The organism is Serratia sp. SA088, from assembly GCF_049065515.1.
GTDB classification, from domain to species: Bacteria; Pseudomonadota; Gammaproteobacteria; order Enterobacterales; family Enterobacteriaceae; genus Serratia; species Serratia nematodiphila.
Map to the genome: position 1 here is coordinate 330,554 of NZ_JBAKGW010000004.1, position 23,339 is coordinate 353,892.

At 60.8% G+C, this 23,339-nt stretch carries 22 protein-coding genes; 6 read left to right on the top strand and 16 right to left on the bottom strand.

Features of this window, described 5'->3' with window-relative positions; translation table 11 throughout:
• Positions 1–22 precede the first annotated feature (22 nt).
• The 6 genes from pgpA to nrdR form a co-directional block, all read right to left on the bottom strand.
• Positions 23–517 (bottom strand): phosphatidylglycerophosphatase A, encoded by a 495-nt coding sequence (gene pgpA / locus ACOWVD_RS13225; protein ID WP_033634010.1) that lies wholly within the window; start codon positions 515–517, stop codon positions 23–25.
• Positions 510–1,502 (bottom strand): thiamine-phosphate kinase, encoded by a 993-nt coding sequence (thiL, locus tag ACOWVD_RS13230; protein ID WP_033634011.1) that lies wholly within the window; start codon positions 1,500–1,502, stop codon positions 510–512. The genes pgpA and thiL overlap by 8 nt, the downstream gene beginning before the upstream one ends.
• Positions 1,503–1,553: 51 nt before the next feature.
• A complete protein-coding gene (nusB, locus tag ACOWVD_RS13235; protein ID WP_004940384.1) occupies positions 1,554–1,970 on the bottom strand; it encodes a transcription antitermination factor NusB in 417 nt (138 codons plus the stop codon).
• 20 nt (positions 1,971–1,990) lie between these two features.
• Complete coding sequence (ribE, locus tag ACOWVD_RS13240) at positions 1,991–2,461, bottom strand: 6,7-dimethyl-8-ribityllumazine synthase (RefSeq protein WP_004940385.1); 471 nt, start codon at positions 2,459–2,461, stop codon at positions 1,991–1,993.
• 107 nt (positions 2,462–2,568) lie between these two features.
• A complete protein-coding gene (gene ribD, locus ACOWVD_RS13245; protein WP_021504683.1) occupies positions 2,569–3,678 on the bottom strand; it encodes a bifunctional diaminohydroxyphosphoribosylaminopyrimidine deaminase/5-amino-6-(5-phosphoribosylamino)uracil reductase RibD in 1,110 nt (369 codons plus the stop codon).
• A 10-nt stretch (positions 3,679–3,688) separates the two neighbouring features.
• Positions 3,689–4,138, bottom strand: a complete 450-nt coding sequence (gene nrdR, locus ACOWVD_RS13250) for a transcriptional regulator NrdR (protein WP_004940387.1) — start codon at positions 4,136–4,138, stop codon at positions 3,689–3,691.
• A 174-nt stretch (positions 4,139–4,312) separates the two neighbouring features.
• Between nrdR and ACOWVD_RS13255 the strand changes: the two genes are divergently transcribed.
• Positions 4,313–4,873: a DUF3251 domain-containing protein gene (locus ACOWVD_RS13255; RefSeq protein WP_049242815.1), complete on the top strand. Its 561-nt coding sequence runs from the start codon at positions 4,313–4,315 to the stop codon at positions 4,871–4,873.
• Positions 4,874–4,938: 65 nt separating this feature from the next.
• Here the strand turns inward: ACOWVD_RS13255 and secF are convergent, their stop codons facing one another.
• The 5 genes from secF to queA form a co-directional block, all read right to left on the bottom strand.
• Positions 4,939–5,907, bottom strand: coding sequence for a protein translocase subunit SecF (gene secF, locus ACOWVD_RS13260; RefSeq protein ID WP_004940389.1), 969 nt, complete (start codon positions 5,905–5,907; stop codon positions 4,939–4,941).
• A 10-nt stretch (positions 5,908–5,917) separates the two neighbouring features.
• A complete protein-coding gene (secD, locus tag ACOWVD_RS13265) occupies positions 5,918–7,765 on the bottom strand; it encodes a protein translocase subunit SecD (protein WP_004940390.1) in 1,848 nt (615 codons plus the stop codon).
• A gap of 24 nt (positions 7,766–7,789) precedes the next feature.
• The gene (yajC, locus tag ACOWVD_RS13270; RefSeq protein WP_004940391.1) at positions 7,790–8,122 is read right to left on the bottom strand and encodes a preprotein translocase subunit YajC; all 333 of its coding nucleotides are present in this window, start codon (positions 8,120–8,122) and stop codon (positions 7,790–7,792) included.
• A gap of 33 nt (positions 8,123–8,155) precedes the next feature.
• Positions 8,156–9,280 carry a tRNA guanosine(34) transglycosylase Tgt gene (tgt, locus tag ACOWVD_RS13275; RefSeq protein WP_004940392.1) on the bottom strand — a complete coding sequence of 375 codons (1,125 nt, stop codon included), beginning with the start codon at positions 9,278–9,280 and terminating at the stop codon, positions 8,156–8,158.
• Between the two features lie 72 nt (positions 9,281–9,352).
• Positions 9,353–10,423, bottom strand: coding sequence for a tRNA preQ1(34) S-adenosylmethionine ribosyltransferase-isomerase QueA (gene queA, locus ACOWVD_RS13280; protein ID WP_004940394.1), 1,071 nt, complete (start codon positions 10,421–10,423; stop codon positions 9,353–9,355).
• A 120-nt stretch (positions 10,424–10,543) separates the two neighbouring features.
• On the opposite strand from queA, the gene ACOWVD_RS13285 reads away from it, so the two are divergent.
• The 3 genes from ACOWVD_RS13285 to ggt all read left to right on the top strand — a co-directional run bounded on the left by ACOWVD_RS13285 (position 10,544) and on the right by ggt (position 13,955).
• Positions 10,544–11,125, top strand: a complete 582-nt coding sequence (locus ACOWVD_RS13285; protein WP_015376830.1) for an ACP phosphodiesterase — start codon at positions 10,544–10,546, stop codon at positions 11,123–11,125.
• Between the two features lie 229 nt (positions 11,126–11,354).
• Complete coding sequence (locus ACOWVD_RS13290) at positions 11,355–11,957, top strand: peroxiredoxin C (RefSeq protein WP_004940403.1); 603 nt, start codon at positions 11,355–11,357, stop codon at positions 11,955–11,957.
• Between the two features lie 234 nt (positions 11,958–12,191).
• Positions 12,192–13,955, top strand: coding sequence for a gamma-glutamyltransferase (gene ggt, locus ACOWVD_RS13295; RefSeq protein WP_060558705.1), 1,764 nt, complete (start codon positions 12,192–12,194; stop codon positions 13,953–13,955).
• A 53-nt stretch (positions 13,956–14,008) separates the two neighbouring features.
• Here ggt and malZ read toward each other — a convergent pair whose 3' ends face one another.
• On the bottom strand, positions 14,009–15,832 hold the full coding sequence (gene malZ / locus ACOWVD_RS13300) for a maltodextrin glucosidase (protein ID WP_421105667.1): 1,824 nt from the start codon (positions 15,830–15,832) through the stop codon (positions 14,009–14,011).
• Positions 15,833–16,078: 246 nt separating this feature from the next.
• On the opposite strand from malZ, the gene ACOWVD_RS13305 reads away from it, so the two are divergent.
• Together ACOWVD_RS13305 and ACOWVD_RS13310 are read left to right on the top strand one after the other, a co-directional pair.
• On the top strand, positions 16,079–17,335 hold the full coding sequence (locus ACOWVD_RS13305) for a mechanosensitive ion channel family protein (RefSeq protein WP_076740510.1): 1,257 nt from the start codon (positions 16,079–16,081) through the stop codon (positions 17,333–17,335).
• Between the two features lie 132 nt (positions 17,336–17,467).
• Complete coding sequence (locus ACOWVD_RS13310) at positions 17,468–17,731, top strand: hypothetical protein (RefSeq protein ID WP_049242823.1); 264 nt, start codon at positions 17,468–17,470, stop codon at positions 17,729–17,731.
• 32 nt (positions 17,732–17,763) lie between these two features.
• Here ACOWVD_RS13310 and proY read toward each other — a convergent pair whose 3' ends face one another.
• From proY to phoR, 4 genes are all read right to left on the bottom strand, one after another.
• Entirely contained in the window at positions 17,764–19,170 is a 1,407-nt protein-coding gene (gene proY / locus ACOWVD_RS13315; protein ID WP_004940425.1) for a proline-specific permease ProY, read from the bottom strand.
• A gap of 73 nt (positions 19,171–19,243) precedes the next feature.
• Positions 19,244–20,560: a branched-chain amino acid transport system II carrier protein gene (brnQ, locus tag ACOWVD_RS13320; protein ID WP_015376824.1), complete on the bottom strand. Its 1,317-nt coding sequence runs from the start codon at positions 20,558–20,560 to the stop codon at positions 19,244–19,246.
• Between the two features lie 485 nt (positions 20,561–21,045).
• Positions 21,046–22,008 carry a PstS family phosphate ABC transporter substrate-binding protein gene (locus ACOWVD_RS13325; protein ID WP_004940432.1) on the bottom strand — a complete coding sequence of 321 codons (963 nt, stop codon included), beginning with the start codon at positions 22,006–22,008 and terminating at the stop codon, positions 21,046–21,048.
• A gap of 14 nt (positions 22,009–22,022) precedes the next feature.
• A complete protein-coding gene (gene phoR / locus ACOWVD_RS13330) occupies positions 22,023–23,339 on the bottom strand; it encodes a phosphate regulon sensor histidine kinase PhoR (RefSeq protein ID WP_004940434.1) in 1,317 nt (438 codons plus the stop codon).

The following is a 23,339-nucleotide window of genomic DNA, read 5'->3' on the forward strand; positions in this document are numbered from 1 at the left end:
CGCGAAGAACCGCGCCCGGCGGTCAGAACAGCCCGATCGGCCAGTGGTGGCCAATCAGGTAGATGATACCGGCGGACAGCACGCCGGCGATGATATCGTCGACCATAATGCCCATGCCGCCATGCACGTTGCGGTCGAACCAACGGATCGGCCACGGCTTCCACATATCCAGAATGCGGAAGATGACGAAACCGGCGGCGACCCAGCGCCAGTCGTTGACCGGCAGCGCCATCAGCGTGATCCACATGCCGACGAACTCATCCCAGACGATGCTGCCGTGATCGTGCACCTTCATGTCTTTTGCCGTGCGGTGGCAAATATAGACGCCGATGCAAATGCTGAACATCACCGTCAGCGAGTAGAGCTGCCACGGCAGTTGGATCAGCAGCAGCCAGAACGGGATCGCCGCCAGCGATCCCATGGTACCCGGCATCACCGGCGACAAACCGCTGCCAAAACCGGTGGCCAGCAGGTGCCACGGATTGCTCATCCGCAGCCGGCGTTTGGCTTCATCCATGGTTGCCCGGCTCCGCATTGAAATGGTCGAACCCGACCCAGTCCAGCTCCACCGCCTCGTCGTTGCGATAATAGCGAATGCCTTCAGACAGCGGGCCAATCTGACCGATACAGGTGTAGTCGGCCCCGAGGTGGCTCAGCGCCACTTCCAATGCGCCGCGGTTGATTTCCGGCACGGTGAAACACAGCTCGTAATCTTCGCCGCCCGCCAGCGCCCAACGCAGCGCCTGCTCGGCATCCGCGTGGCTGCTCAGCGCCTGCGACATCGGCAGCTCGTCCAGCACGATGCGTGCGCCACAGTCGCTGGCCTTCAGGATGTGTTTCAGATCGGAGATCAGGCCGTCGGAGATGTCGATCGCCGAACTGGCCAGATCGCGCAGCGCCTGCCCCTGCAACACCCGCGGCTGCGGGCGCAGATGGCGAGCGATCAGGTAATCGCGCGCCGCCGTATCCGTCACCGCCAGACGATCCTGCAGGATCGCCAAACCGGCGGCGCTGTCGCCCAGCGTGCCGGTCACGTAGATCCAGTCGCCGATACGCGCGCCGCTGCGGGTCAGCGCCCGGCCGGCCGGGATCAAGCCCTGAATGGTCAAGGTCATACTCAGCGGGCCGCGCGTGGTATCGCCGCCGATCAGTTGCATGCCGTAATAGTTGAGCTGATCAAACAGGCTGTCGCTGAAGGCCTTCAGCCAGGGCTCGTTCACCTCCGGCAGGGTCAGGGCCAGCGAGAGCCACGCCGGATCGGCGCCCATCGCCGCCAGATCGCTCAGATTGACCGCCAGCGCTTTATAACCGAGATCGGCCGGATCGATGTCCGGCAAGAAGTGCACGCCCGCCACCAACGTATCGGTACTGACGGCCACCAGCTGTTTTTCCGGCACTGCCAGCAGTGCGCAGTCATCTCCAATGCCCAACTGTACATCCCGGCGCACGCGCTTAAACCGGTCAAAATAGCGGGCAATGAGGTCAAATTCGCCGCATGCCATATCGATATTCCACGAGAAGAAATTAAGGCCGGGAATGCCGGCCTTAATGTTTTACTTTTTCTTGCGAAGGGTTGGCGCCACTTTATCCAGCACCCCGTTCACAAACTTGTGGCTGTCTTCCGCGCCGAAGGTTTTCGCCAGCTCGATCGCTTCGTTGATCGCCACCTTGTAAGGGACATCCTCGCGCATTTTCAGTTCAAACAGCGCGACGCGCAGCACTGCGCGCTCCACCTGGCCCAGCTCTTCGAGCTGACGCGACAGGTATGGCGCCATCAGTTCGTCCAGCATACCTGCATTCACTGCCGCGCCGGACAGCAACTCGCGAAAATAGGCGACGTCAACATCTTTGACATCCTGCTCCGTCAGGAACTGGTGTTCAACATCGGCAAGGTCGTTTTTAGACAACTGCCAAGAGTAAAGCGCTTGAACAGCGCACTCACGAGCGCGGCGACGAGCAGCAGGTTTCACGGAATTCCCCTTAACTAAATTCAGGCTTTAATAGCTTTGATAACATTAATCATTTCAAGTGCGGTCAACGCGGCTTCAGCGCCCTTGTTGCCCGCTTTGGTGCCGGCGCGTTCGATCGCCTGTTCGATGCTTTCGGTGGTCAGCACGCCAAAGGCAACCGGGATTTCGGCATTCATCGCAACGTTGCCGATGCCGGAGCTGGCTTCGCCCGCCACATATTCGAAGTGCGCGGTGCCCCCACGGATAACGGTGCCCAGCGCGATAACCGCGTCGTATTTGCCGGTTTTGGCCAATACGCTCGCCGTCAACGGCAGCTCGTAAGCGCCCGGGACCCAGACAACGGTGATGTTGTCGTCAGCAACCTGACCAATGCGTTTCAGCGCGTCGATGGCGCCTTCCAGCAGGCTGTCATTGATGAAATTGTTAAAACGTGCAATTGCGATCGCCACACGGGCATTTGGAGTAGCAACAACACCTTCGATAACTTTCATGGGCTTTCCTTAAAAATGGGTTCAATACCCCGCAGGGGGGCGGATTCTATCATATTCTTTCATCGCCTGCGCGGCGCTTTTGTAAAACCGGCGCGCAGGCGCGAGATTCAGTGTTTCGCCCGCAGGCGCAAACGCAGATCGGGGCCGACCTGGCGCACGTCGCTAAAGACGAATTCCGGCGCGTCGGCCAACCGCTCCAGGCCCGGCAGGTGGCACAGGCCACGGCCATTATCGCCCAACAGTTTCGGCGCGATGTACAAAATGAGCTCATCCACCAGGCCGGCCTGCAGCAGCGCGCCGGCCAGCGATGCACCCGCCTCCACCCAGATTGAATTCACCTGGCGCTTGGCCAACAGCATCATCATCACCACCAGATCGACGCCGCCGCCGTGCGCCGGGCAGATAAACTGCTCAACGTCTTGCGGCCAGGCCTGTTCATCTGCCTGCAGGCGCGCCAGCCAGGTGGCGCCCGGCTGCTGTACCACGCGGTGCTGCGGGGTGATACGATTTTGGCTGTCCAGCAGGATGCGCAGCGGCTGACGCAGATTTTCGCGCGGATAGAGGCGCTGGGTCTCGGCATCCAACTCATCCCAACGCACCGTCAGCGACGGATCGTCCGCCAGCACGGTGGCGCTGGTGCTGAGGATCGCGGCGCTCTGCGCGCGCAGGCGCTGCACGTCCTGACGCGCTTCGGGTGAGGTGATCCACTGGCTCTCGCCGGAGGCCATCGCCGTGCGCCCGTCCAGCGACGCGCCCAACTTCAGCTGTACATAGGGGAAACCGGTGCGCATGCGTTTGAGGAAGCCCAGGTTGACCGCTTCGGCTTCGGCCAGCATCAGGCCATGACGCACCTCGACGCCGGCCTGTTGCAGCTTGTACAGCCCGCGCCCCGCCACCTGCGGATTGGGATCTTGCATCGCCGCGACCACTCGCGTTACGCCGGCGGCCACCAGCGCATCGGCGCACGGCGGCGTGCGGCCGTGATGGCTGCACGGTTCGAGCGTGACATAGGCGGTGGCGCCGCGCGCCTTGTCGCCCGCCATACGCAGCGCGTGCACTTCCGCGTGCGGCTCGCCGGCGCGCAAGTGATAGCCTTCACCGACAATTTCGCCGTCGCGCACGATAACGCAGCCGACGTTCGGATTGGGCGCGGTGGTGAAACGCCCCAGGCGCGCCAGTTCGAAGGCGCGCGCCATGTAAAATTCGTCGTGATGCATGAAAGATCCTTTAGTCTTGCAGGCGGGCAATCTCTTCGCCGAACTCGCGCACGTCCTCGAAGCTGCGGTACACCGACGCAAAGCGAATGTAGGCGACCTTATCCAGCTTTTTCAACGCGTCCATCACCAGGTTGCCCACCAGTTTGGTCGGCACTTCGCGTTCGCCGGTGGCGCGCAGTTGGGATTTGATATGATTAAGGGCGTTTTCCACGTCGTCCGAGCTGACCGGGCGCTTCTCCAGCGCTTTCAGCATGCCGCGACGCAGTTTGTCTTCGTTGAACGGCTCGCGCACCTCATCGCTTTTAATCACTCGCGGCATCACCAACTCGGCCACCTCGAAGGTGGTGAAGCGTTCATTGCACACCAGACACTGGCGGCGGCGGCGCACTTGCGAACCGTCCCCCACCAGGCGGGAATCAATGACTTTGGTATCAACGGCGGCGCAGAAAGGGCAATGCATAACACGTCCTGATAAACGTTTTTATAGATAAATGCAGTTTACCCCGAAGTGCAGCCACAACAAAGGGCGGCGGCCATTTGTTGCGACACGCAGCCGGGAAGCGGCGCCGATATGACTTTCCCCTCCGGGCGGACTAAGCTGATAACAGGAGATTCAGCATAGGAAATCGCCGTCATGACAACCTGTTACCCCAAAATCGCCCTGCTCGCCGCCGCCGTGTTGCTGGCAGGCTGTGCGCACAACGCCGCCGTCCCTCAACTGCGCCATCAGGTCGCCGCGCTGAACCAGAAAGTTAGCGTGCTGACCGATCAAACCACCGCGCTGGAGCGGCAGAATATGCTCAATCAGCACTCCGACAACGGCGTCTACCTGCTGCCGGCGGCCCGAAGCGCCGCCCGTTTGCAGAGCGGCATCGGAGAGCTGAGCGTTTCGCTGAGCCACATCAAGAGCGAAGCCAACGGCACGCAGGCGCAGCTGCATGTGCGCACCCTCTCACAGGCCACGCTGCCGCCGTTCAACGCGGTGGTGGAATGGGGTCAATTGGACGACGCCACCGGGCGGCCGTTGACCGCCGAGGCGCTGTCGCAACCGATCGTCAGCGCCGACTCGCTGCTGCCGAAACCCGGTCAGGACTTTGAGCTGCGCTTCAGCGGCCTGACGCCGGAACAGCTGGGCTATATCCGTCTGCACAGTCTGGTTTCGACCGCCCAACCGGCGGTGGTGCAGCAACACTGAAAACTCGAGGCAAAAAAAAGGAGCGCCGGCGGCGCTCCTTCTCATTTCGCTGAATACTGCGGCGGTTAAGGCAGAATCGAAGGCTGATCCGCGCCCTCTTTTTCCACTTTTTGCTGCAGCATGTGCTCGCGTTTCATCCCCAGTTTCAACGCCAGCGCGGACGCGACGTAGATGGAGGAGACGGTACCGATCGACACGCCGATCAGCATCGCCAGCGAGAAGCCTTGCAGCATCGCGCCACCGAAGATGTACAGCATCAGCACCACCATCAGGGTAGTACCGGAAGTCATCAGCGTACGGCTCAGCGTCTGGGTCAACGACACGTTCATGATCTCGTAAGGCGTGCCGCGGCGGATCTTGCGGAAGTTCTCACGAATACGGTCGGAAACCACGATGCTGTCGTTCAGCGAGTAACCGATAACCGACATCAGGGAAGCGACGATGGTCAGGTCAATCTCGATGTGGAACAGCGACAGCACGCCCAGCGTGATGATCACGTCGTGCGCCAGCGCGATAACCGCCCCCAGCGCCAGGCGCCATTCGAAGCGGAAACCAACGTAGATCAGGATACAGATCAACGCCACCAGCAGCGCCATGCCGCCGGTTTGCGCCAGTTCGCTGCCCACGCTCGGGCCGACGAACTCGATACGCTTCACGGTGGCGTTTTTATCCACCGAGTCGTTGATCACGCCGATCACCTTGTTGCCCAGTTCCTGGCCTGCGGTGCCGGTCGCCGGTGGCATGCGCACCATCACGTCGCGGCTGCTGCCGAAGTTCTGGATGATCGGATCCTGGAACCCGGCCTTCTCCAGCGTATCGCGCATCAGGTCGAGGTTAGCCGGCTTCTCCAGGTTGATTTCAATCACCGTACCGCCGGTGAAATCCAGACCCCAGTTAAAGCCGCGCACCGACATGGTGACGATCGACGCGACCAACAGCAGCAACGAGATGCCGAAGGCCAAATAGTCCCAGCGCATAAAGTCGTAGACTTTACGGCCGTAGTTGAGTTGCTCAACAGTATAATCCTGTGCCACAACGCACTCCTCAGATAGACAGCTTGTTAATGCGTTTGCCGCCGTAAAGCAGGTTGACGATGGCACGGGTACCGACAATCGCGGTGAACATGGACGTCGCCACACCGATAGCGGTGGTGATCGCAAAGCCTTTGATCGAACCGGTGCCCACTGCGTACAGGATGACCGCGGTGATCAGGGTGGTGATGTTGGCGTCGACGATACTGGAGAACGCGCCTTTATAGCCCTCATGGATCGCCTGCTGAACGGACCGGCCGTTCTTCAGCTCCTCCTTGATACGTTCGTTAATCAGTACGTTGGCGTCGACCGCCACCGCCAGCGTCAACACGATCCCGGCAATGCCCGGCATGGTCAGCGTCGCCCCCGGCAACAGGGACATCACGCCGACGATCAGCACCAGGTTGGCGACCAGCGCCGTGGTGGCGATCACGCCGAACTTACGGTACCAGACCACCATGAAGACGATGGACGCCACCAGGCCCCACAGACAGGCTTCCAGACCTTGGGTGATGTTCTGCTGACCCAGGGTTGGACCGATGGTGCGCTCTTCGACGATCTGAATCGGCGCGATCAGCGCACCCGCACGCAGCAGCAGCGAAAGCTGACGCGCTTCGTTCGGGTTGCCGATGCCGGTGATGCGGAAGCTGTTGCCCAGACGCGACTGAATGTTCGCCACGTTGATCACTTCTTCCTGTTTCACCAGCACCGCACGGCCGTTGGCGTCTTTCTTGCCGCTGTCCTTATACTCCACGAACAGGGTCGCCATCGGCTTGCCAATGTTGTCCTTGGTGAAGTTGGACATCGACGTGCCGCCGGCGCTGTCCAGCGAGATGTTAACCTGCGGCTGGTTGTATTCGTCGGTGCTCGAAGTGGAGTCGGTGATGTGGTCACCGGTCAGGATCACGCGCTTGTACAGCACGATCGGCTGGCCGTCACGGGTGTATTTCACCTCGGAGTCGCCCGGCACGCGGCCGTTGGCCGCAGCAGTGGCATCCGCATTGGTGTTCACCAGACGGAACTCCAGAGTCGCGGTGGCGCCCAGAATTTCTTTGGCGCGCGCGGTGTCCTGAATACCCGGCAGCTCAACCACGATGCGGTCGGCGCCCTGGCGCTGCACCAGCGGTTCGGCGACGCCGAGCTGGTTGACGCGGTTACGCAGGATAGTGATGTTCTGCTGTACGGCGTATTCGCGCGCTTCGCTCAGACGGGCGTCCGTCAGGTTGGCTTTCATGGTGTTGGCGCCATTGGCGGACAGCACCAGATCGCGCTGACGCGGGCCGATGTAGCTGATGGCCTGGTCGCGAGCCGCATCGTCGCGGAAGCGAACTTCCACGCCGTTGTTGTCCAGCTTGCGGATAGACGCGTAAGGAATGCCCTTCTCGCGCAGCTCGCTGCGCAGGGTATCCATGGTCTGTTCCTGCAGCTTGCTCAGCGCGGTGTCCATGTCCACTTCCATCAGGAAGTGCACGCCGCCGCGCAGGTCCAGGCCGAGTTTCATCGGCTCTGCGCCCAGCATGGCCAGCCAGGTCGGCGTGGCCGGCGCCAGGTTCAGCGCCACGACGAATTTGTCACCCAGCTCGGTCACCAGCGCTTCGCGGGCGCGCAGCTGAACGTCAGGATCTTTAAAGCGAGCCAGGATGGCGCCATTTTCCAGCGCAATCGACTTGCTCGCGATGTTGTCTTTTTCTAATACGGTACGGACCTGGTCCAGCGTAGTTTCACTGGCGGCGACGCCGCGCGCGCCAGTGATTTGTACGGCCGGATCCTCACCGTAGATGTTGGGAAGCGCATAAAGCAGACCGACGAGGATCACGACGATCAACATCAGATACTTCCACAAAGGATAACGGTTTAGCACGGCAATTCCCTTCGGGAAAAAAGATTACAGGGCCTTCATGGTACCTTTCGGCAGAACGGCCGCCACGAAGTCACGCTTGATCATCACTTCCGTGGTGTCGTTCAGCGCGATGGCGATGATGCCGGTGTCGGCCACTTTGGTCACGCGACCGATCAGGCCGCCGGTGGTCAGCACTTCGTCGCCTTTACCGATGGAGTCCATCAGCTTCTTGTGATCTTTCGCGCGTTTCTGCTGTGGGCGCAGGATCATGAAGTAGAAGATCAGGCCGAACACCACCAGCATAATGATCAGAGAGTACGGGCTTCCCTGAGCCGGAGCCCCTGCGGATGCGACGGCGTCAGAAATGAAAAAGCTCATTGAAATTCCCTCATTAAGTTATCAATTATTAGATCAAGCGTTTAAAGGCGGAATCGGCTTGCCGATCCGACCATAGAAATCCGCAACAAACTGCTCTAATTTACCCTCTTCGATAGCCTGGCGTAAACCCGCCATCAGGCGCTGGTAGTGACGCAGGTTATGAATCGTGTTCAGTCGAGCACCCAATATTTCGTTGCAACGGTCGAGATGGTGCAAGTAGGCGCGGCTGTAATGGCGACAAGTGTAGCAATCACAGTCCTTATCCAGCGGAGAAGTATCATCCTTGTGCTTGGCATTACGGATTTTTACCACACCGTCAGTCACGAACAAATGGCCGTTGCGGGCGTTGCGGGTCGGCATGACGCAATCGAACATGTCGATGCCGCGGCGCACGCCTTCCACCAAATCTTCCGGCTTGCCGACGCCCATCAAATAGCGTGGCTTATCTTCCGGAATTTGCGGGCAAACGTGTTCAAGAATGCGATGCATATCCTCTTTCGGCTCGCCTACAGCCAAGCCGCCCACAGCGTACCCGTCAAAGCCGATATCCACCAGCCCTTTGACGGAAACATCACGTAAATCTTCGTAAACGCCGCCCTGAATGATGCCGAACAGCGCATTTTTATTTTCCAGTTCGTCGAAACGCTTGCGGCTGCGCTCCGCCCAGCGCAGCGACATTTCCATCGAACGCTTGGCGTAGTCCCAATCGGCCGGGTATGGCGTGCATTCGTCGAAGATCATCACGATGTCGGAGCCCAGGTCATACTGGATCTCCATCGATTTTTCCGGGCTCAGGAACACCTTGTCGCCGTTGATCGGGTTGCGGAAGTACACGCCTTCCTCTTTGATCTTGCGCATCGCCCCCAGGCTGAACACCTGGAAACCGCCGGAGTCGGTGAGGATCGGACCTGGCCACTGCATGAAGTCGTGCAGATCGCCGTGCAGTTTCATGATCTCCTGGCCCGGGCGCAGCCACAGGTGGAAGGTGTTGCCCAGCAGGATCTGCGCGCCGGTCTCTTTCACTTCTTCCGGCGTCATGCCCTTGACCGTGCCGTAGGTGCCGACCGGCATAAAGGCCGGGGTTTCCACCACGCCGCGGTCGAAAATCAGGCGGCCGCGGCGAGCGCGGCCATCGGTAGTTTGTAGTTCGTACTTCACAAAGCCTCCAGCATCAGAGAAACAGTCTGATGTCGTTGAAACGGGGCCGCGCCGTGCGCGCAGCCCGGGAATTTAGCCGCCGACGGATTCGTTTTCCGCCTGCGGATTACGGCTGATGAACATCGCATCGCCGTAGCTGAAAAAGCGATACTGCTCGGCTACCGCCTGCTGATAGGCGTTCATGGTATTTTTATAGCCGGCGAAGGCCGACACCAGCATGATCAGGGTAGATTCCGGCAGGTGGAAGTTGGTCACCAGCGCGTCGATCACCTGGTAGTGATAGCCCGGATAGATAAAGATGCTGGTGTCGCCGAAGAACGGCGCAATCAGCGCCTCTTTGCTGGCCGCCGCGGCGCTTTCCAGCGAACGCACCGAGGTGGTGCCCACCGCCACCACGCGCTTGCCGCGCGCTTTGCAGGCCAGCACCGCATCCACGACCTCCTGCGGCACTTCGGCGTATTCGGCGTGCATCACGTGATCTTCGATGGTTTCCACGCGCACCGGCTGGAAGGTGCCGGCACCGACGTGCAGCGTCACGAACGCCATTTCCACGCCCTTGGCGCGCAGCGCCGCCAGCAGCGGTTCGTCGAAGTGCAGGCCGGCGGTCGGCGCGGCGACCGCGCCCGGCTTCTCGCTATAAACCGTCTGATACAGCTCGCGGTCGGCGTCTTCATCCGGGCGAGCGATATACGGCGGCAGCGGCATATGGCCGGCCGCGTTGAGAATGGTGAATACGTCGCGCTCGTCGTTGAAACGCAGCTCGAACAGCGTCTCATGGCGCGCCACCATGGTGGCGGCGATGCTCTCGTCATCCCCCAGCAGCAGCTCGGCGCCCGGCTTGGGCGCTTTCGACGCGCGCACGTGCGCCAGCACGCGATGGTCGTCCAGCACGCGCTCCACCAGCACTTCAATCTTGCCGCCGCTGACCTTGCGGCCGAACATCCGCGCCGGGATCACGCGGGTATTGTTGAACACCAGCAGATCGCCTGCTTCCAGCTTGTCCAGCAGATCGGTGAATACGCCGTGCGTCAGCGCCCCGCTCGGCCCGTCCAGCTGCAGCAGGCGGCATGCGCTGCGCTCGGCCTGGGGATAATGGGCAATCAGGGATTCGGGAAGTTCAAACGAAAAATCAGCGACGCGCATGGGTATTCACTTCTTCAATTTAGGGCTGGTTGGTAAAAAACAGGCGGCCTAGTCTAAAGCCGGGGGCGGTCAGCGGCAAGAAATAAGGAGGATTTGCCTGACTTCAGGTATAGTTGAGGGATGAATTTTCTCGCTCATCTTCACCTGGCCATGCTGGCGGACAGCTCGCTGCTGGGCAACCTGCTGGCCGACTTCGTGCGCGGCAACCCCGCCGCCGACTACCAGCCCGATGTGGTGGCCGGCATCATGATGCACCGCCGCGTCGACGTGTTGACCGATAGCCTGCCGCAGGTCAAAGCCTGCCGCGACTATTTCAGCGCCCCCTACCGCCGCGTGGCGCCGATTACCCTCGACGTGGTGTGGGACCATTTTCTGGCGCGCCACTGGCAGCAGCTGGAGCCCTCGCGCGATCTGCACCAGTTCACCCAGGAAGCCCGCAGCCAGATCGAACCTTACCTGCCGCTCACGCCGCCGCGTTTTCAGAACCTGAACGGCTATCTGTGGCCGGAGCGCTGGCTGGAACGCTACGCCGAATTGCCGTTCATCGCCCGGGTGCTGCAGGGCATGGCCAGCCGCCGCCCGCGCCTCGAAGCGCTGGCCGGCTCGTTCGCCGACGTCGAACAACATTATCATCAGCTTGAAACACAATTCTGGCAGTTTTATCCGCAAATGATGCGGCAGGCGAAGGAAAAAACGCTCTGAGGTCAAGCCCAAGCGTTTGAAATTGCAGCGCCTTGCAAGAATTTACGTTTTGCCGCTTGCCCTTTTGTGGGAAAAGGTTATTTTTAAAGCTCGATAAATTATATCAACGACTTTGATAGGTGAAAGCTATCTCATCGATTGGTCTTTTACCCTTTATTCACCAAGTCACGGCCCCTATACTGGCCCTTGCTTTTACATCCACCCTTTAACACCTATTACAGGAGTAATTATGGTCCTGGTAACTCGTCAAGCCCCTGACTTCACTGCAGCTGCCGTACTGGGTAGCGGCGAAATCGTTGAAAACTTCAACCTGAAGAAGCACCTGAACGGCAAACCAGCCGTGCTGTTCTTCTGGCCAATGGACTTCACCTTCGTATGCCCTTCCGAGCTGATCGCTTTCGATCACCGCTATGAAGAGTTCCAGAAGCGTGGCGTTGAAGTGGTTGGCGTTTCCTTCGACTCAGAATTCGTTCACAACGCATGGCGTAAAACCCCTGTCGACAAAGGCGGCATCGGTGAAGTGAAATACGCAATGGTTGCTGACGTTAAGCGTGAAATCCAGAAAGCTTACGGCATCGAACACCCGGAAGCCGGCGTTGCGCTGCGCGGCTCCTTCCTGATCGACAAAGACGGCATCGTGCGTGCTCAGGTGGTTAACGACCTGCCAATCGGCCGTAACATCGACGAAATGATCCGTACCGTTGACGCGCTGCAATTCCACGAAGAGCACGGTGAAGTGTGCCCGGCTCAGTGGGAAAAAGGCAAAGCAGGTATGGGCGCTTCCCCAGACGGCGTGGCAAAATACCTGTCTGAAAACGCTGCCAAGCTGTAATTTCAGCCTGATAGTGAATCAACCGGCCCCCGCGGCCGGTTTTTTTATGCTCCATTTTGGGGCAGCCCGCCCGCCTTCAGTGCTTTATTTCCCTGTTTCCGCTCACATTTCCCACCCTGTTCACCGCGCGTACGCCCATCTGCGGCTACTATCAATAACGCTGGCTCGCGCTTTGCAAGTGAGTAACGGCAAGCAAACACAACACAATAAAAAACTGACAGGGTAGGAATAACTATGTTTTTACAGAAATGGAGCAAACCCCTGACCATGGCGGCGCTGCTGGTCAGCGGCAGCCTGTACGCGGCATCCAACCCGGCGGTGGAGGCCCAAAACGGCATGGTGGTCACCTCGCAGCATCTGGCCTCACAGGTCGGGGTGGATATCCTGAAAATGGGCGGCAACGCCATCGACGCCGCCGTGGCGGTCGGCTATGCGCAGGCGGTGGTTAACCCCTGCTGCGGCAACATCGGCGGCGGCGGCTTTATGACCGTCCACCTGGCGGACGGCACCGATACCTTCATCAACTTCCGCGAAACCGCGCCGGCCGCGGCCAGCGCCAACATGTATCTGGATGCCGACGGCAAGGTGAAGAAAGATGCCAGCCTGTACGGCTATCTGGCGGCGGGCGTGCCGGGTACCGTGCTGGGGATGGAAACCGCGCGCGAGAAGTACGGCAAACTGAGCCGCGAACAGGTGCTGGCACCGGCGATCAAGCTGGCGCGCGAAGGCTTTGTGCTGACCCGCGCCGACACCGATATCCTCGACACCACCATCGCACGCTTCAAGCAGGATCCCGAATCGGCCAAAATCTTCCTGCGCCCGGACGGCAGCCCGCTGCAGCCGGGGGATAAACTGGTGCAAACCGATCTGGCCAACACGCTGGAGGCCATCGCCAAAGGCGGAACCGACGCCTTCTATAAAGGCAAGATCCCGCAGGCCGTGGAGGCAGCGGCCAAACAGGGCGGCGGCATTTTGACGGCGGCCGACTTCGCCAACTACAAGGTCACCGAAACGCCGCCGATCACCTGCAGCTATCGCGGCTACAAGTTCGTGTCGGCGCCGCCTCCCAGCTCCGGCGGCGTGACGCTGTGCGAAATCCTCAACGTGGTGGAAGGCTATGATCTGAAAAGCATGGGCTTCAACTCGGCGGCGGCCATTCACACCATGACCGAGGCGATGCGCCATGCCTACATGGACCGCAACACCTACCTGGGCGACCCGGAATTCATCAAGAACCCGATCGACCGGCTGGTGAGCAAGAGCTACGCCGAGCAGATCCGCAAGAAAATCGTTGCAGACAAAGCCACGCCGTCGGAAAACGTGCAGCCCGGCATGGAGCCGCATGAGAAACCGGAAACCACCCATTATTCGATTGTCGACCATGACGGCAACGCGGTCTCCACCACCTATACCGTCAACGGCCGCTTCGGCGCCGTGGTGATCGCACCGGGCACCGGCTTCTTCCTCAACGACGAGATGGACGACTTTACGGTCAAAGTGGGCGAGAAAAACCTGTACGGACTGGTGCAGGGCACCGCCAACAGCATTGCCCCCGGTAAGCGCCCACTATCGTCGATGAGCCCGACGCTGGTGACCAAGGACAACAAGATCTTTATGGTGCTGGGTTCGCCGGGCGGTTCGCGCATCATCACCATCACCCTGCAGACCGCGTTGAACGTGATCGACCACGGCATGGCGCCGCAGGAAGCGGTGGACGCACCGCGCATCCATCACCAATGGTTGCCGGATGAGGTGTACTACGAACAGCGCGGCGTTTCCGCCGATACGCTGAAGCTGCTGAGCGGCATGGGCTATAAGATGGTCGAGCAAACGCCGTGGGGCGCCGCCGAACTGATTCTGGTCGGTTTGCCTGGCGCGGCGGGCGTCAGCCCGGCCAACTCCGGCAACGACTCGGCGGTTTCCGGCAAGGTACGCGAAGGCTATCTGTATGGCGCCAACGACGTGCGTCGCCCGGCAGGTTCTGCGGTCGGTTACTGATGTAAACGCCTACTCACCTTGATCGCGGGGGCCCTTTGGCCCCCGCAGTTGCTTTAGCCTTCGCAGCGCCACACGGTGGCCGACTCTTCCGCCAGCTGCAGGCGCAGCCCGCCTGCCGTTTCGCTCAACTCTCCCCGCCCTTCCACACGCCGCCACGGGCCGCGCACCAACAGCGGGTTGTGCGGCAGCTGCGCCTGGCCGCTGCCGTCGCGCTGCAGCGCCACCAGCACCTGCTCCTGCTGATACAGGCGCACGAACACCAGCGTTTCTCCGCTGGCATACAGCACCTGACAGCCGCCGCGGCGCAAAGCCAGGCTCTGTTTACGCAGCGCCGCCATGCGCTGGAACAGCGCCAGCAGTGGCCGATCCCAGTCGGCGACGTCCCACGGGAACGGTTTGCGGCAGAACGGATCGTTGCCGCCGTCCAACCCAATCTCATCGCCATAATAGAGGCAAGGCACACCGATCCAGCTCAGCAGCCACACCGCCGCCATTTGCATGCGCGCCGCGTTCCCCTGCAACAGCGTGAGAAAACGCGCGGTATCGTGGCTGTCCAACTGGTTGAACTGGATCAGCTGGCGGCCATGCGGCAACCCGGCGCGGTAGCCGTCCATCCACTGTGCGCACCCGGCGGCGTCCAGCCGCACCGGGTGATAGGCCACGTCCAGCCCCGCTAAAAATGCCCGCACCGGCAGCGCGAATCCCATGTAGTTCATCGCCGCATCCTCCACGCCGGCGTGCAGCCAGCGGCGCGCGTCGCCGAAGTGCTCGCCCAAGACATAGGCCTGCGGATTCTCCTGCTTCACCGCCTGATAGATGCCCGCCAGGTGGCGCAGATTGCCGGTGGCGCCGCCGTTCTCCCCCAGCATATGCACCACGTCCAGCCGCCAGCCGTCGATGCTGTACGGCGGGCGCAGCCAGTGACGCACCACGCTGCCTTCGCCCTGATAAATCGCTTCCGCCACCTGCGGCTCGGCGAAGTTGAGCTTCGGCAGGCTGGCGTTGCCCTTCCAGTCGAGCGCGCGGCCGTCCGGGTAGAAGTTGAACCAGCCGCGATACGGCGAATCGGGGTGGTGACAGGCGCCGTTTTCGCCCTGACGATGGCGGTCAAACCACGGGTGCGAATCGCCGGTGTGGTTGAATACCCCGTCCAGCACCAGTTTCATGCCCACCTTGTGAGTGCTTACTCGCAAACGCTGCAGCGCCGCGTTGCCGCCGAAGTGCGGATCGACCTGGTAATAGTCCTCGGTATCGTACTTATGCACGCTCGGCGCGGTAAAAATCGGGTTCAGGTACAACGCCGTCACGCCCAGCTGCTGCAGGTACGGCAGTTTGCCGCTGATGCCGTCCAGATCGCCGCCGTAAAAGGTCGAGGCGGCGTGGCGATCCTCCAACGGGTGCTGCCAGTCGCGCCGAATTACCTCGGCGCCGGCCGCATGATGGCGATAGCTGCCGCTCTGGATGCCGTGCTCGCCGCCGCTGCTGGCGAAGCGATCGGGGAAAATCTGGTAGAACAGCTGATCCGCCACCCACTCGGGGCCATTGTCAGGATCGTCGACGGCGAACTGCGCCAGCTGGCCCGGCGGCGTTGACGACCAGCCCTGCGGGCCGAACCACTGTTGGCGATCGGCCCACAGCAGCTTGAAGCAGTATCGCCGCGTCGGCTCGCCCTCATTCAGCGTCAGGCTGGCCTGGTAGCGCCGCATCCCCTCGTGGCGCTGCGCTTTCATCACCAGCAGCCACTCTTCATTGTCCGGTTCGGCGCGCAAAAACACCCGTTCCGGCAGTTCATCCCCTTGTAACCACAGCGTGATATCCAAACGTTGCCCTTGTTTCACCACAAAAGGCGGGACCGGTTGATGCCAGGCGTTAAGCATACTGTTCTCCTGCTGTACCAAACGAAATCGACGGCGTTCTTCAAGAAACGAACAATGCCACGTTAAGTGCAACTCCCCCTCCTCTCTGGCCGCAAAACCCGGGGATGAGCCGGGGGGCGGAGACCGAAAAATAACGCTAACTTGATGTAAAAAAAGGTAAACAGGTACAAATCCTGCACGTTACCCCTTAGGCTAACGCGTTTTAAGTTTACAGGATATTTTTTGCGCATTTTTTAAGGAGCGGTAATGCAACAACAGATAACGCGCTGGCTGGAACAGTTTGGTTTGGAATTCGGCGGAGTGATGTCGCTGTTGATGGTATTGGGGTTGATTGTTCTGATCTCGGTAGCGATCCACCTGGTGCTGCACCGGGTGGTGTTGGCTGCTCTTCAGCGCCGTGGCCAGCAATCGCAGCGTGTCTGGCAACAGGCCATCACCCAATACAAACTGTTCCAGCGCGTGGCGCTGCTGCTGCAAGGGGTGATCATCAGTATCCAGGCGACGCTGTGGCTGCAGAGCGGCAGCCAGACCCAGGCGGTGATCGTCACCGCCGCGCAGGTGTGGATCCTCGCCTTCACCCTGCTGTCGCTGTTCTCGCTGCTGGATACGCTGCTGGCGCTGCTGCGCCAAAGCCCGATTTCCAATCAGCTGCCGCTGCGCGGCATTTTCCAGGGCCTGAAACTGGTGGCGGCGATCCTGATCGGCATCATGATCGTCTCATTGCTGATGGGCAAATCGCCGCTGCTGCTGCTCAGCGGCCTGGGCGCCATGACCGCGGTCTTGATGTTGGTGTTCAAGGATCCGATCCTCGGGCTGGTGGCCGGTATTCAGCTCTCCGCCAACGATATGCTCAAGATCGGCGACTGGCTGGAAATGCCGAAATACGGCGCCGACGGCGCGGTCACCGACATCGGCCTGACCACGGTCAAAGTGCGCAACTGGGACAACACCGTCACCACCATCCCCACCTACGCGCTGATCTCCGACTCATTCAAGAACTGGCGTTCGATGTCGGAATCCGGCGGGCGCCGCATCAAGCGCAGCTTGAATATCGACACCAGCAGCGTGCACTTCCTGTCGGAAGAGGAACAGCGCCGCCTGCAGCGCAACCCGCTGCTGCACAGCTATCTGAATAACAAAACCCAGGAGCTGAGCCAGCACAACCAGGAGATCGCCGTCGATCTGGCCTCGCCGCTCAACGGCCGCCGTCTCACCAACCTCGGCACGCTGCGCGCCTATCTGGAAGCCTACCTGCGCGCTCATCCGCGTATTCACCTGAACATGACGCTGATGGTGCGCCAGCTGGCGCCGACGCCGGAGGGCCTGCCGCTGGAAATCTACGCCTTCACCAACACCACGGTCTGGGCGGAGTATGAAAGCATTCAGGCGGATATTTTCGACCATATCCTGGCGGTGATCGACGAGTTCGGCCTGCGCGTGCATCAGACGCCGACCGGCAACGACCTGCGCGGCATGCTGCGACAAAGCGCGAACGCTTCCTGACGTCGGCTGACGTAACTGTGTCTGCTGGTAATTATTCGCTTTCAATTGTCAGCAGATATCTCCATCCCCTTCTTTTCCCCGGTGAAAACGGCGTTAATGCGCCATCACCTTCACCACCGAGAGGGAAAGCTCTTGCTGAAACGGTTACGTCATCGGCTGTTCACCCTGATGGCCACGCTGCTGTTTATCGGCTGCCTGCACAGCGCATCGCTGGATGAAAGCCGCATGCCCCGCAATCTGCAACCTTCGCTGAGCGCTCTGAGCAGCAACCTGCAGGACATTCGCGAAGTGCTGGCACGCTGCGCCGGCGAGGAAGAGGAGGAACGCCTGAACGACGGCGGTATGCGCATCGAAGCGCGCGCCGCCGGGGATGAGGAAGTGGAAGATAACCCCTAAAAAAACACCGGCCTCAGCCGGTGTTTTTCCATTTAGTCTTGCTGCGTCGCCAGCAGCGCGCGTTTTTTCTGGCGGTTGACCTTGAACCAGTACCCCGCCAGCAGCAACACCACCCAGACCAGGCCGGCGTACAGCGAGACGCGCGTGGTCGGGAAATAGCCGATCAGGCCGATGATGAATACCAGGAACACGATCGCCACCACCGAGGTGAACACCCCGCCGCGCAGCGGGAACGCCAGCTGCTTCACCTGCTCTTTGCTCAGGCTGCGGCGGAAGGCGATTTGGGAGAACAGGATCATGATCCACACCCACACGGTGGCGAAGGTCGCCAGGGAGGCGATCACCAGGAACACGCTCTCTGGCATGATGTAGTTGAGGTACACCGCCAGCAACAGCGCCAGCATCATCACCACTACCGTCACCCAGGGAATGCCGCGTTTCGACACCTTGCTGAACATCTTCGGCGCGTGCCCCTGTTCGGCCATGCCGTGCAGCATGCGACCGACGCCGAACACGTCGCTGTTGATCGCCGACAGCGAAGCGGTGATCACCACGAAGTTGAGGATGCCTGCCGCCACGGTGATGCCCATATGCTGGAAGGTCAGCACGAACGGGCTGCCGTTGGTGCCCACCTGGTTCCACGGGTAGATCGACATGATGACAAACAGCGTACCGACGTAGAACACCAGAATGCGCCACGGCACCGAGTTGATGGCTTTGGGAATCGATTTTTTCGGATCTTTGGCTTCGCCGGCGGTGATGCCGATGATTTCAATGCCGCCGTAAGCGAACATCACCAGCTGCAGCGACAGGATCATGCCGATAACGCCGTTGCTGAAGAAGCCGCCGTTCGACCACAGGTTATGAATGCCGGTCGGTTGCCCGCCGTTGCCGATACCCCAGATGATGATGCCGATGCCGGCCGCGATCATGATGATGATGGTGGCGACCTTGAAGAACGAGAACCAGAACTCCAGCTCGCCGAACACCTTGACGCTCATCAGGTTGATGGCGCCGATGATCAGCACCACGCTCAGCACCCAGATCCAGTGCGGCACTTCCGGGAACCAGACGCCCATATAGATGCCGAAGGCGGTCACGTCGGCGATGGCGACAATCAGGATTTCAAAGCAGTAAGTCCAGCCGGTGATGTAACCCGCCATCGGGCCGAGGTAGTCCTGCGCGTAGCGGGAAAATGAGCTGGCCTGCGGGTTATTGACCGACATCTCTCCCAGTGCGCGCATGATGATGAAGGCCACGATGCCGCCGATCAGGTAAGCCAGCAGCACGCTCGGGCCGGCCATTTTGATGGCGTCCGCCGAGCCGTAGAACAACCCGGTGCCGATGGCCGACCCCAGCGCCATAAAGCGAATATGGCGCGTACTGAGGCCGCGTTTCAGCTTATTGTCGGAGGCGGTGGTGGGTGACTGTTGTTGCATGAAGATGACCCATAGTTTTAAACGTAAAAAAGCCACGGACATGTCCGTGGCCCTGGATTAAGCCGGGGGATTATCAGTGCGCGGTCACTTGGGAACGCGTGCACACCCGATCATAAATCGCGACCAGCACCAGCATCAGCAGCGAAGGCGGCAACCATGCCAACCCCTGCTCCGCCAGCGGCAGGTGAGTGGTCCAGGCCGGCAGCAGTTGCTGGAAGCTGGACGCTTTCACCGCGTCAAGGATACCAAACAACAGGCTGACAAGCATCACCGGCGCGATGATACGCGGCGCGCTGTGCCACCAACGCAGGGTGAAGCTCAGCACCACCAGCACGATGCACGGCGGGTAAATCGCGGTCAGCACCGGAATGGAGATCTGGATCAGGTGGCTCAGGCCGAGGTTGGACACCACCATCGAGAACAGTCCCAGGATAAACACCAGCGTCTTGTAAGAGAACGGCAGGTATTGCGCGAAGAACTCGGCGCAGGCGCAGGTCAGGCCTACCGCGGTCACCATGCAGGCGATGAAGATCAGCGCCGCCAGGAAGAAGCTGCCCAGGCCGCCGAAGGTGTTCTGAACGTAAGCGTGCAGGATCACCGCGCCGTTGGTGGCGTCAGGCACCAGCGCGCCGCTGCCGGAACCCAGCTTGAACAGGCTCAGGTACACCAGCGTCAGGCCCACGCCGGCGATCAAACCGGCCAGAATGGTGTAACGGGTCAACAGGCCGGCGTCTTTCACGCCGCGCGAGCGCGCCGCGTTGACGATAACGATGCCGAACACCAGCGCGCCCAGCGTATCCATGGTCAGATAGCCGTTAACGAAGCCGGAGGAGAAAGGCACGCTCTGATAAGCCGTCGTCGCCGGAATCGGCGCGCCGGCAGGCCACAGCAGCGCGGCGATGCCCAGTACGGCCAGCGCGACGATCTTCAGCGGCGCCAACACATGGCCAACGGTATCGAGCAGGCGGCCCGGATACAGAGAGATGCCGATCACCAGCGCGAAATAAACCAGGCTATAGATGAACAGCGGCATGGCGCCGTCGCCGGTCAGCGGGGCGATGCCCACCTCAAAGGACACGGTGGCGGTGCGCGGCGTGGCGAACAGCGGGCCGACGGCCAGGTAGCAGACGGTCGCCAGCAGCAGGCCGGCGCCGCGGCCGATCGGCGAACTGAGGGCGTCGATGCCGCCGCCGACGCGCGCCAGCGCGATGACGGTGATGACCGGCAGGCCCACGGCGGTGATCAGGAAGCCCAGCGCCGCAGTCCATACATGTTCACCGGACTGCAAGCCGACCATCGGCGGGAAGATGATGTTCCCGGCCCCGACGAATAAGGCAAAGGTCATAAAGCCCAGTGCCAGGATATCTTTTGACGTTAAACGATGACTCATACGATGTCGTGTTGCCTGTTCAAATGAAAAATAGTGTCCGATAGCGTGGTGGCGAAACGCCCCACCCGGTTGCCGGCATGCCCGATCGTCGCCGCGCCAAATAAGCACCCTAAACGCAGTCGATCCGGCGTTTATGTCCCTATTCGAAAGTGGCCGCTCATGAAGATGGGCAAAATTTTAGGAGTTATAAAAATGGAGGTTTAATCCGACAACGAAGGCTAAGGTAAACGTTTATAGCGCTTCAAGGCAAGACGCACGGCGAAAAGCAGAGCTATCGACCATATAAACTTTAGCCACCAGTCGATCATATTGGCTATCAATAAATATACACTACATGATTTGTATCATTTTTGAACAACGAATTCACGAAACGTGAAGCATATATCACTTTACCGCGCGAAAACGCCAATAAATGCCCGATTTTCGCGTGGTATAAGCTCCGTTTTGCCGTGAAAAAAGGCGAAAATTACGCCGCTTTTTGTCGCTTATTGCACCGTGGCCGGCGCGAGCGGTGGCAACCCGAGCGCCTGGCGGGTCTTCTGCAGCGCGGCCGGCGGCAGTGGCAGATAGCCGTCGTGATTGACCAGGCTTTGCCCTGGTGTCGACAGCACGCGATCGAGAAACGCGGCGGTCAGCGGCTCCAGCGGTTGATGGGGGGCTTTATTGATGTAGATATACAGATAGCGCGACAGCGGGTAGCGATCGTTGCGCACGTTGGCGGCGGTAGGCGCGACATAGTCTTCTCCCGACTCCGCCAGCGGCAGCAGCCGCACGCCGCTGGCGCGAAAACCGATGCTGGCGTAGCCGATGCCGTTGAGCGAACCGGCCACCGCCTGCACCACCGAGGCCGAACCGGGCAGCTCATTGACGCGCGGCATGAAATCGCCGCCGCACAGCGCGCGCAGTTTGAAATAGCCGTAGGTGCCGGACGCCGAGTTGCGGCCGAAGCGTTGCAGCGAGCGCGTCGCCCAGTCGCCGCGCAGCCCCAGCTCGCCCCAGCGCGTCAGCGGCTGGCTTTCGCCGCAGCGCCGGGTGGCGGAGAAAATGCGGTCGAGCTGCTGCAGGTTGAGGCCGCGCAGCGGATTGTCCTGATGCACCAACACCACCAGCGCATCCACCGCTACCGGCACCGCCAGCGGCGCATAGCCGTAACGGTGTTCGAACGCCGAAACCTCGGCCGCCTTCATCGGCCGGCTCATCGGGCCCAGCTGCGCGGCGCCCGCCGCCAACGCGGTCGGCGCGGTCGACGAACCGGCGGCCTGGATCTGCAGGTTGACGTTGGGATAATGCTGGCTGAAATCCTGCGCCCACAGCGCCATCAGATTCGCCAGGGTGTCGGAGCCGACGCTGGACAGGTTGCCCGCCAACATGCCGTCAGGCTGCGCCAGCGCGCCGCGTCCGGCCAGCAGCGCCAGGCAAAGCAACAGCCCTCGGGTGATTCGGGTCATACCGGTGTCTCGCGTTAATTTTTCACCGCATTCTCTGATAAAGCGGCGGGAACAATCAACCGATTGGGCAAGGTAAAGATAAAGCGGGTGCCGATCCCCGGTTCGCTGAGGATCTCCAGCCGCGCGTCGTGATGGCTGAGCGCGTGCTTGACGATCGCCAGCCCCAGCCCGCTGCCGCCGGTCTGGCGCGAGCGGGCCTTGTCGACGCGGTAGAAACGCTCGGTCAGGCGCGGCAGGTGCTCGGCGGCGATGCCCGGCCCGTTGTCGCTGACCTGGAACTGCGCGCCATGCGCCGTCTGCTGCCAGCTGACTTCGATATGGGTGCCCTTCGGCGTGTGGTTGACCGCATTGTACACCAGGTTAGACACCGCGCTGCGCAACTGGTCTTCATTGCCGAACACGTTGAGCTGTTCGTTCACCCGGAAGGTGATCTCGTGATTGCCGCCGCTCAGCGATTGCGCCTCACGCTGCAACACCCGCAGCATCAGCGGAATATCCACCCGCTCGTTCATGTCGACATTGGGCGCCGCCTCGATGCGCGACAGCGTCAGCAGTTGCTTGACCAGCCCGTCCATCCGGCGGGTCTGCTCTTGCATGGTGCTCAGCGCCTTGCTGCGCAGCGAACCGTCCTGCTCTTCATCGCCCATCATCTCCAGATAGCCCTGCAGCACCGTCAGCGGCGTACGCAGCTCATGGCTGACGTTGGCGAAGAAGTTGCGCCGCGCGCCCTCCAACTGACGCATCTGGGTGACGTCGCGCGCCACCATCAGCAGTTGCCCTTCGGAATACGGCATCACGCGGAATTCGACGTAGTGTTCGTTGTTCAACTGCAGCGTCAGCGGGCGCGAAAACTCCTGCTGTTGCAGATAGTGGCTGAATTCCGGATAACGCAGCAGGTTAAGGATGTGCTGGCCGTTGTCTTCCGGCCAACGAAAGCCGAGCAGATGCTGCGCCAGCCCGTTGCACCAGAAGATATTGCCTTCGACGGTGGTCATCACCACCGCGTCAGGCAGCGATTCGGCCCCGCTGCGAAAGCGCTTGATCAGCAGCGCCAGCTCGCGCCGGCGGCGGCGGTTGCGCTGCTGCATCTGATACAGGCCATAGAACAGCGGCTCCCAGCTCCAGCGGCCGGGCGGCGGCGTCATGCTGCGGTCGATCCACAGCCAATGGGAGAGTTTGAGCTGGTTGTAGAAATTCCACACCAGCGCAGCCAGCGCAGAAGCCAGCAGGAACCAGGGCAGATAACCAAAAATCAGCCCCAGCAGTAAGGCGGGCAGACAGAAAAGAGCCAGCTCCAAAGCCAGCCTCTTCCACGACAGACGTTCTAACAC

What these genes read in the sequence shown, in the direction of transcription:
- pgpA (WP_033634010.1), bottom strand. Translation starts at nt 517, where the DNA reads ATGGATGAAGCCAAACGCCGGCTGCGGATGAGCAATCCGTGGCACCTG.
- thiL (WP_033634011.1), bottom strand. Translation starts at nt 1,502, where the DNA reads ATGGCATGCGGCGAATTTGACCTCATTGCCCGCTATTTTGACCGGTTT.
- ribE (WP_004940385.1), bottom strand. Translation starts at nt 2,461, where the DNA reads ATGAAAGTTATCGAAGGTGTTGTTGCTACTCCAAATGCCCGTGTGGCG.
- ribD (WP_021504683.1), bottom strand. Translation starts at nt 3,678, where the DNA reads ATGCATCACGACGAATTTTACATGGCGCGCGCCTTCGAACTGGCGCGC.
- nrdR (WP_004940387.1), bottom strand. Translation starts at nt 4,138, where the DNA reads ATGCATTGCCCTTTCTGCGCCGCCGTTGATACCAAAGTCATTGATTCC.
- ACOWVD_RS13255 (WP_049242815.1), top strand. Translation starts at nt 4,313, where the DNA reads ATGACAACCTGTTACCCCAAAATCGCCCTGCTCGCCGCCGCCGTGTTG.
- yajC (WP_004940391.1), bottom strand. Translation starts at nt 8,122, where the DNA reads ATGAGCTTTTTCATTTCTGACGCCGTCGCATCCGCAGGGGCTCCGGCT.
- queA (WP_004940394.1), bottom strand. Translation starts at nt 10,423, where the DNA reads ATGCGCGTCGCTGATTTTTCGTTTGAACTTCCCGAATCCCTGATTGCC.
- ACOWVD_RS13285 (WP_015376830.1), top strand. Translation starts at nt 10,544, where the DNA reads ATGAATTTTCTCGCTCATCTTCACCTGGCCATGCTGGCGGACAGCTCG.
- ACOWVD_RS13290 (WP_004940403.1), top strand. Translation starts at nt 11,355, where the DNA reads ATGGTCCTGGTAACTCGTCAAGCCCCTGACTTCACTGCAGCTGCCGTA.
- ggt (WP_060558705.1), top strand. Translation starts at nt 12,192, where the DNA reads ATGTTTTTACAGAAATGGAGCAAACCCCTGACCATGGCGGCGCTGCTG.
- malZ (WP_421105667.1), bottom strand. Translation starts at nt 15,832, where the DNA reads ATGCTTAACGCCTGGCATCAACCGGTCCCGCCTTTTGTGGTGAAACAA.
- ACOWVD_RS13305 (WP_076740510.1), top strand. Translation starts at nt 16,079, where the DNA reads ATGCAACAACAGATAACGCGCTGGCTGGAACAGTTTGGTTTGGAATTC.
- proY (WP_004940425.1), bottom strand. Translation starts at nt 19,170, where the DNA reads ATGCAACAACAGTCACCCACCACCGCCTCCGACAATAAGCTGAAACGC.
- brnQ (WP_015376824.1), bottom strand. Translation starts at nt 20,560, where the DNA reads ATGAGTCATCGTTTAACGTCAAAAGATATCCTGGCACTGGGCTTTATG.
- ACOWVD_RS13325 (WP_004940432.1), bottom strand. Translation starts at nt 22,008, where the DNA reads ATGACCCGAATCACCCGAGGGCTGTTGCTTTGCCTGGCGCTGCTGGCC.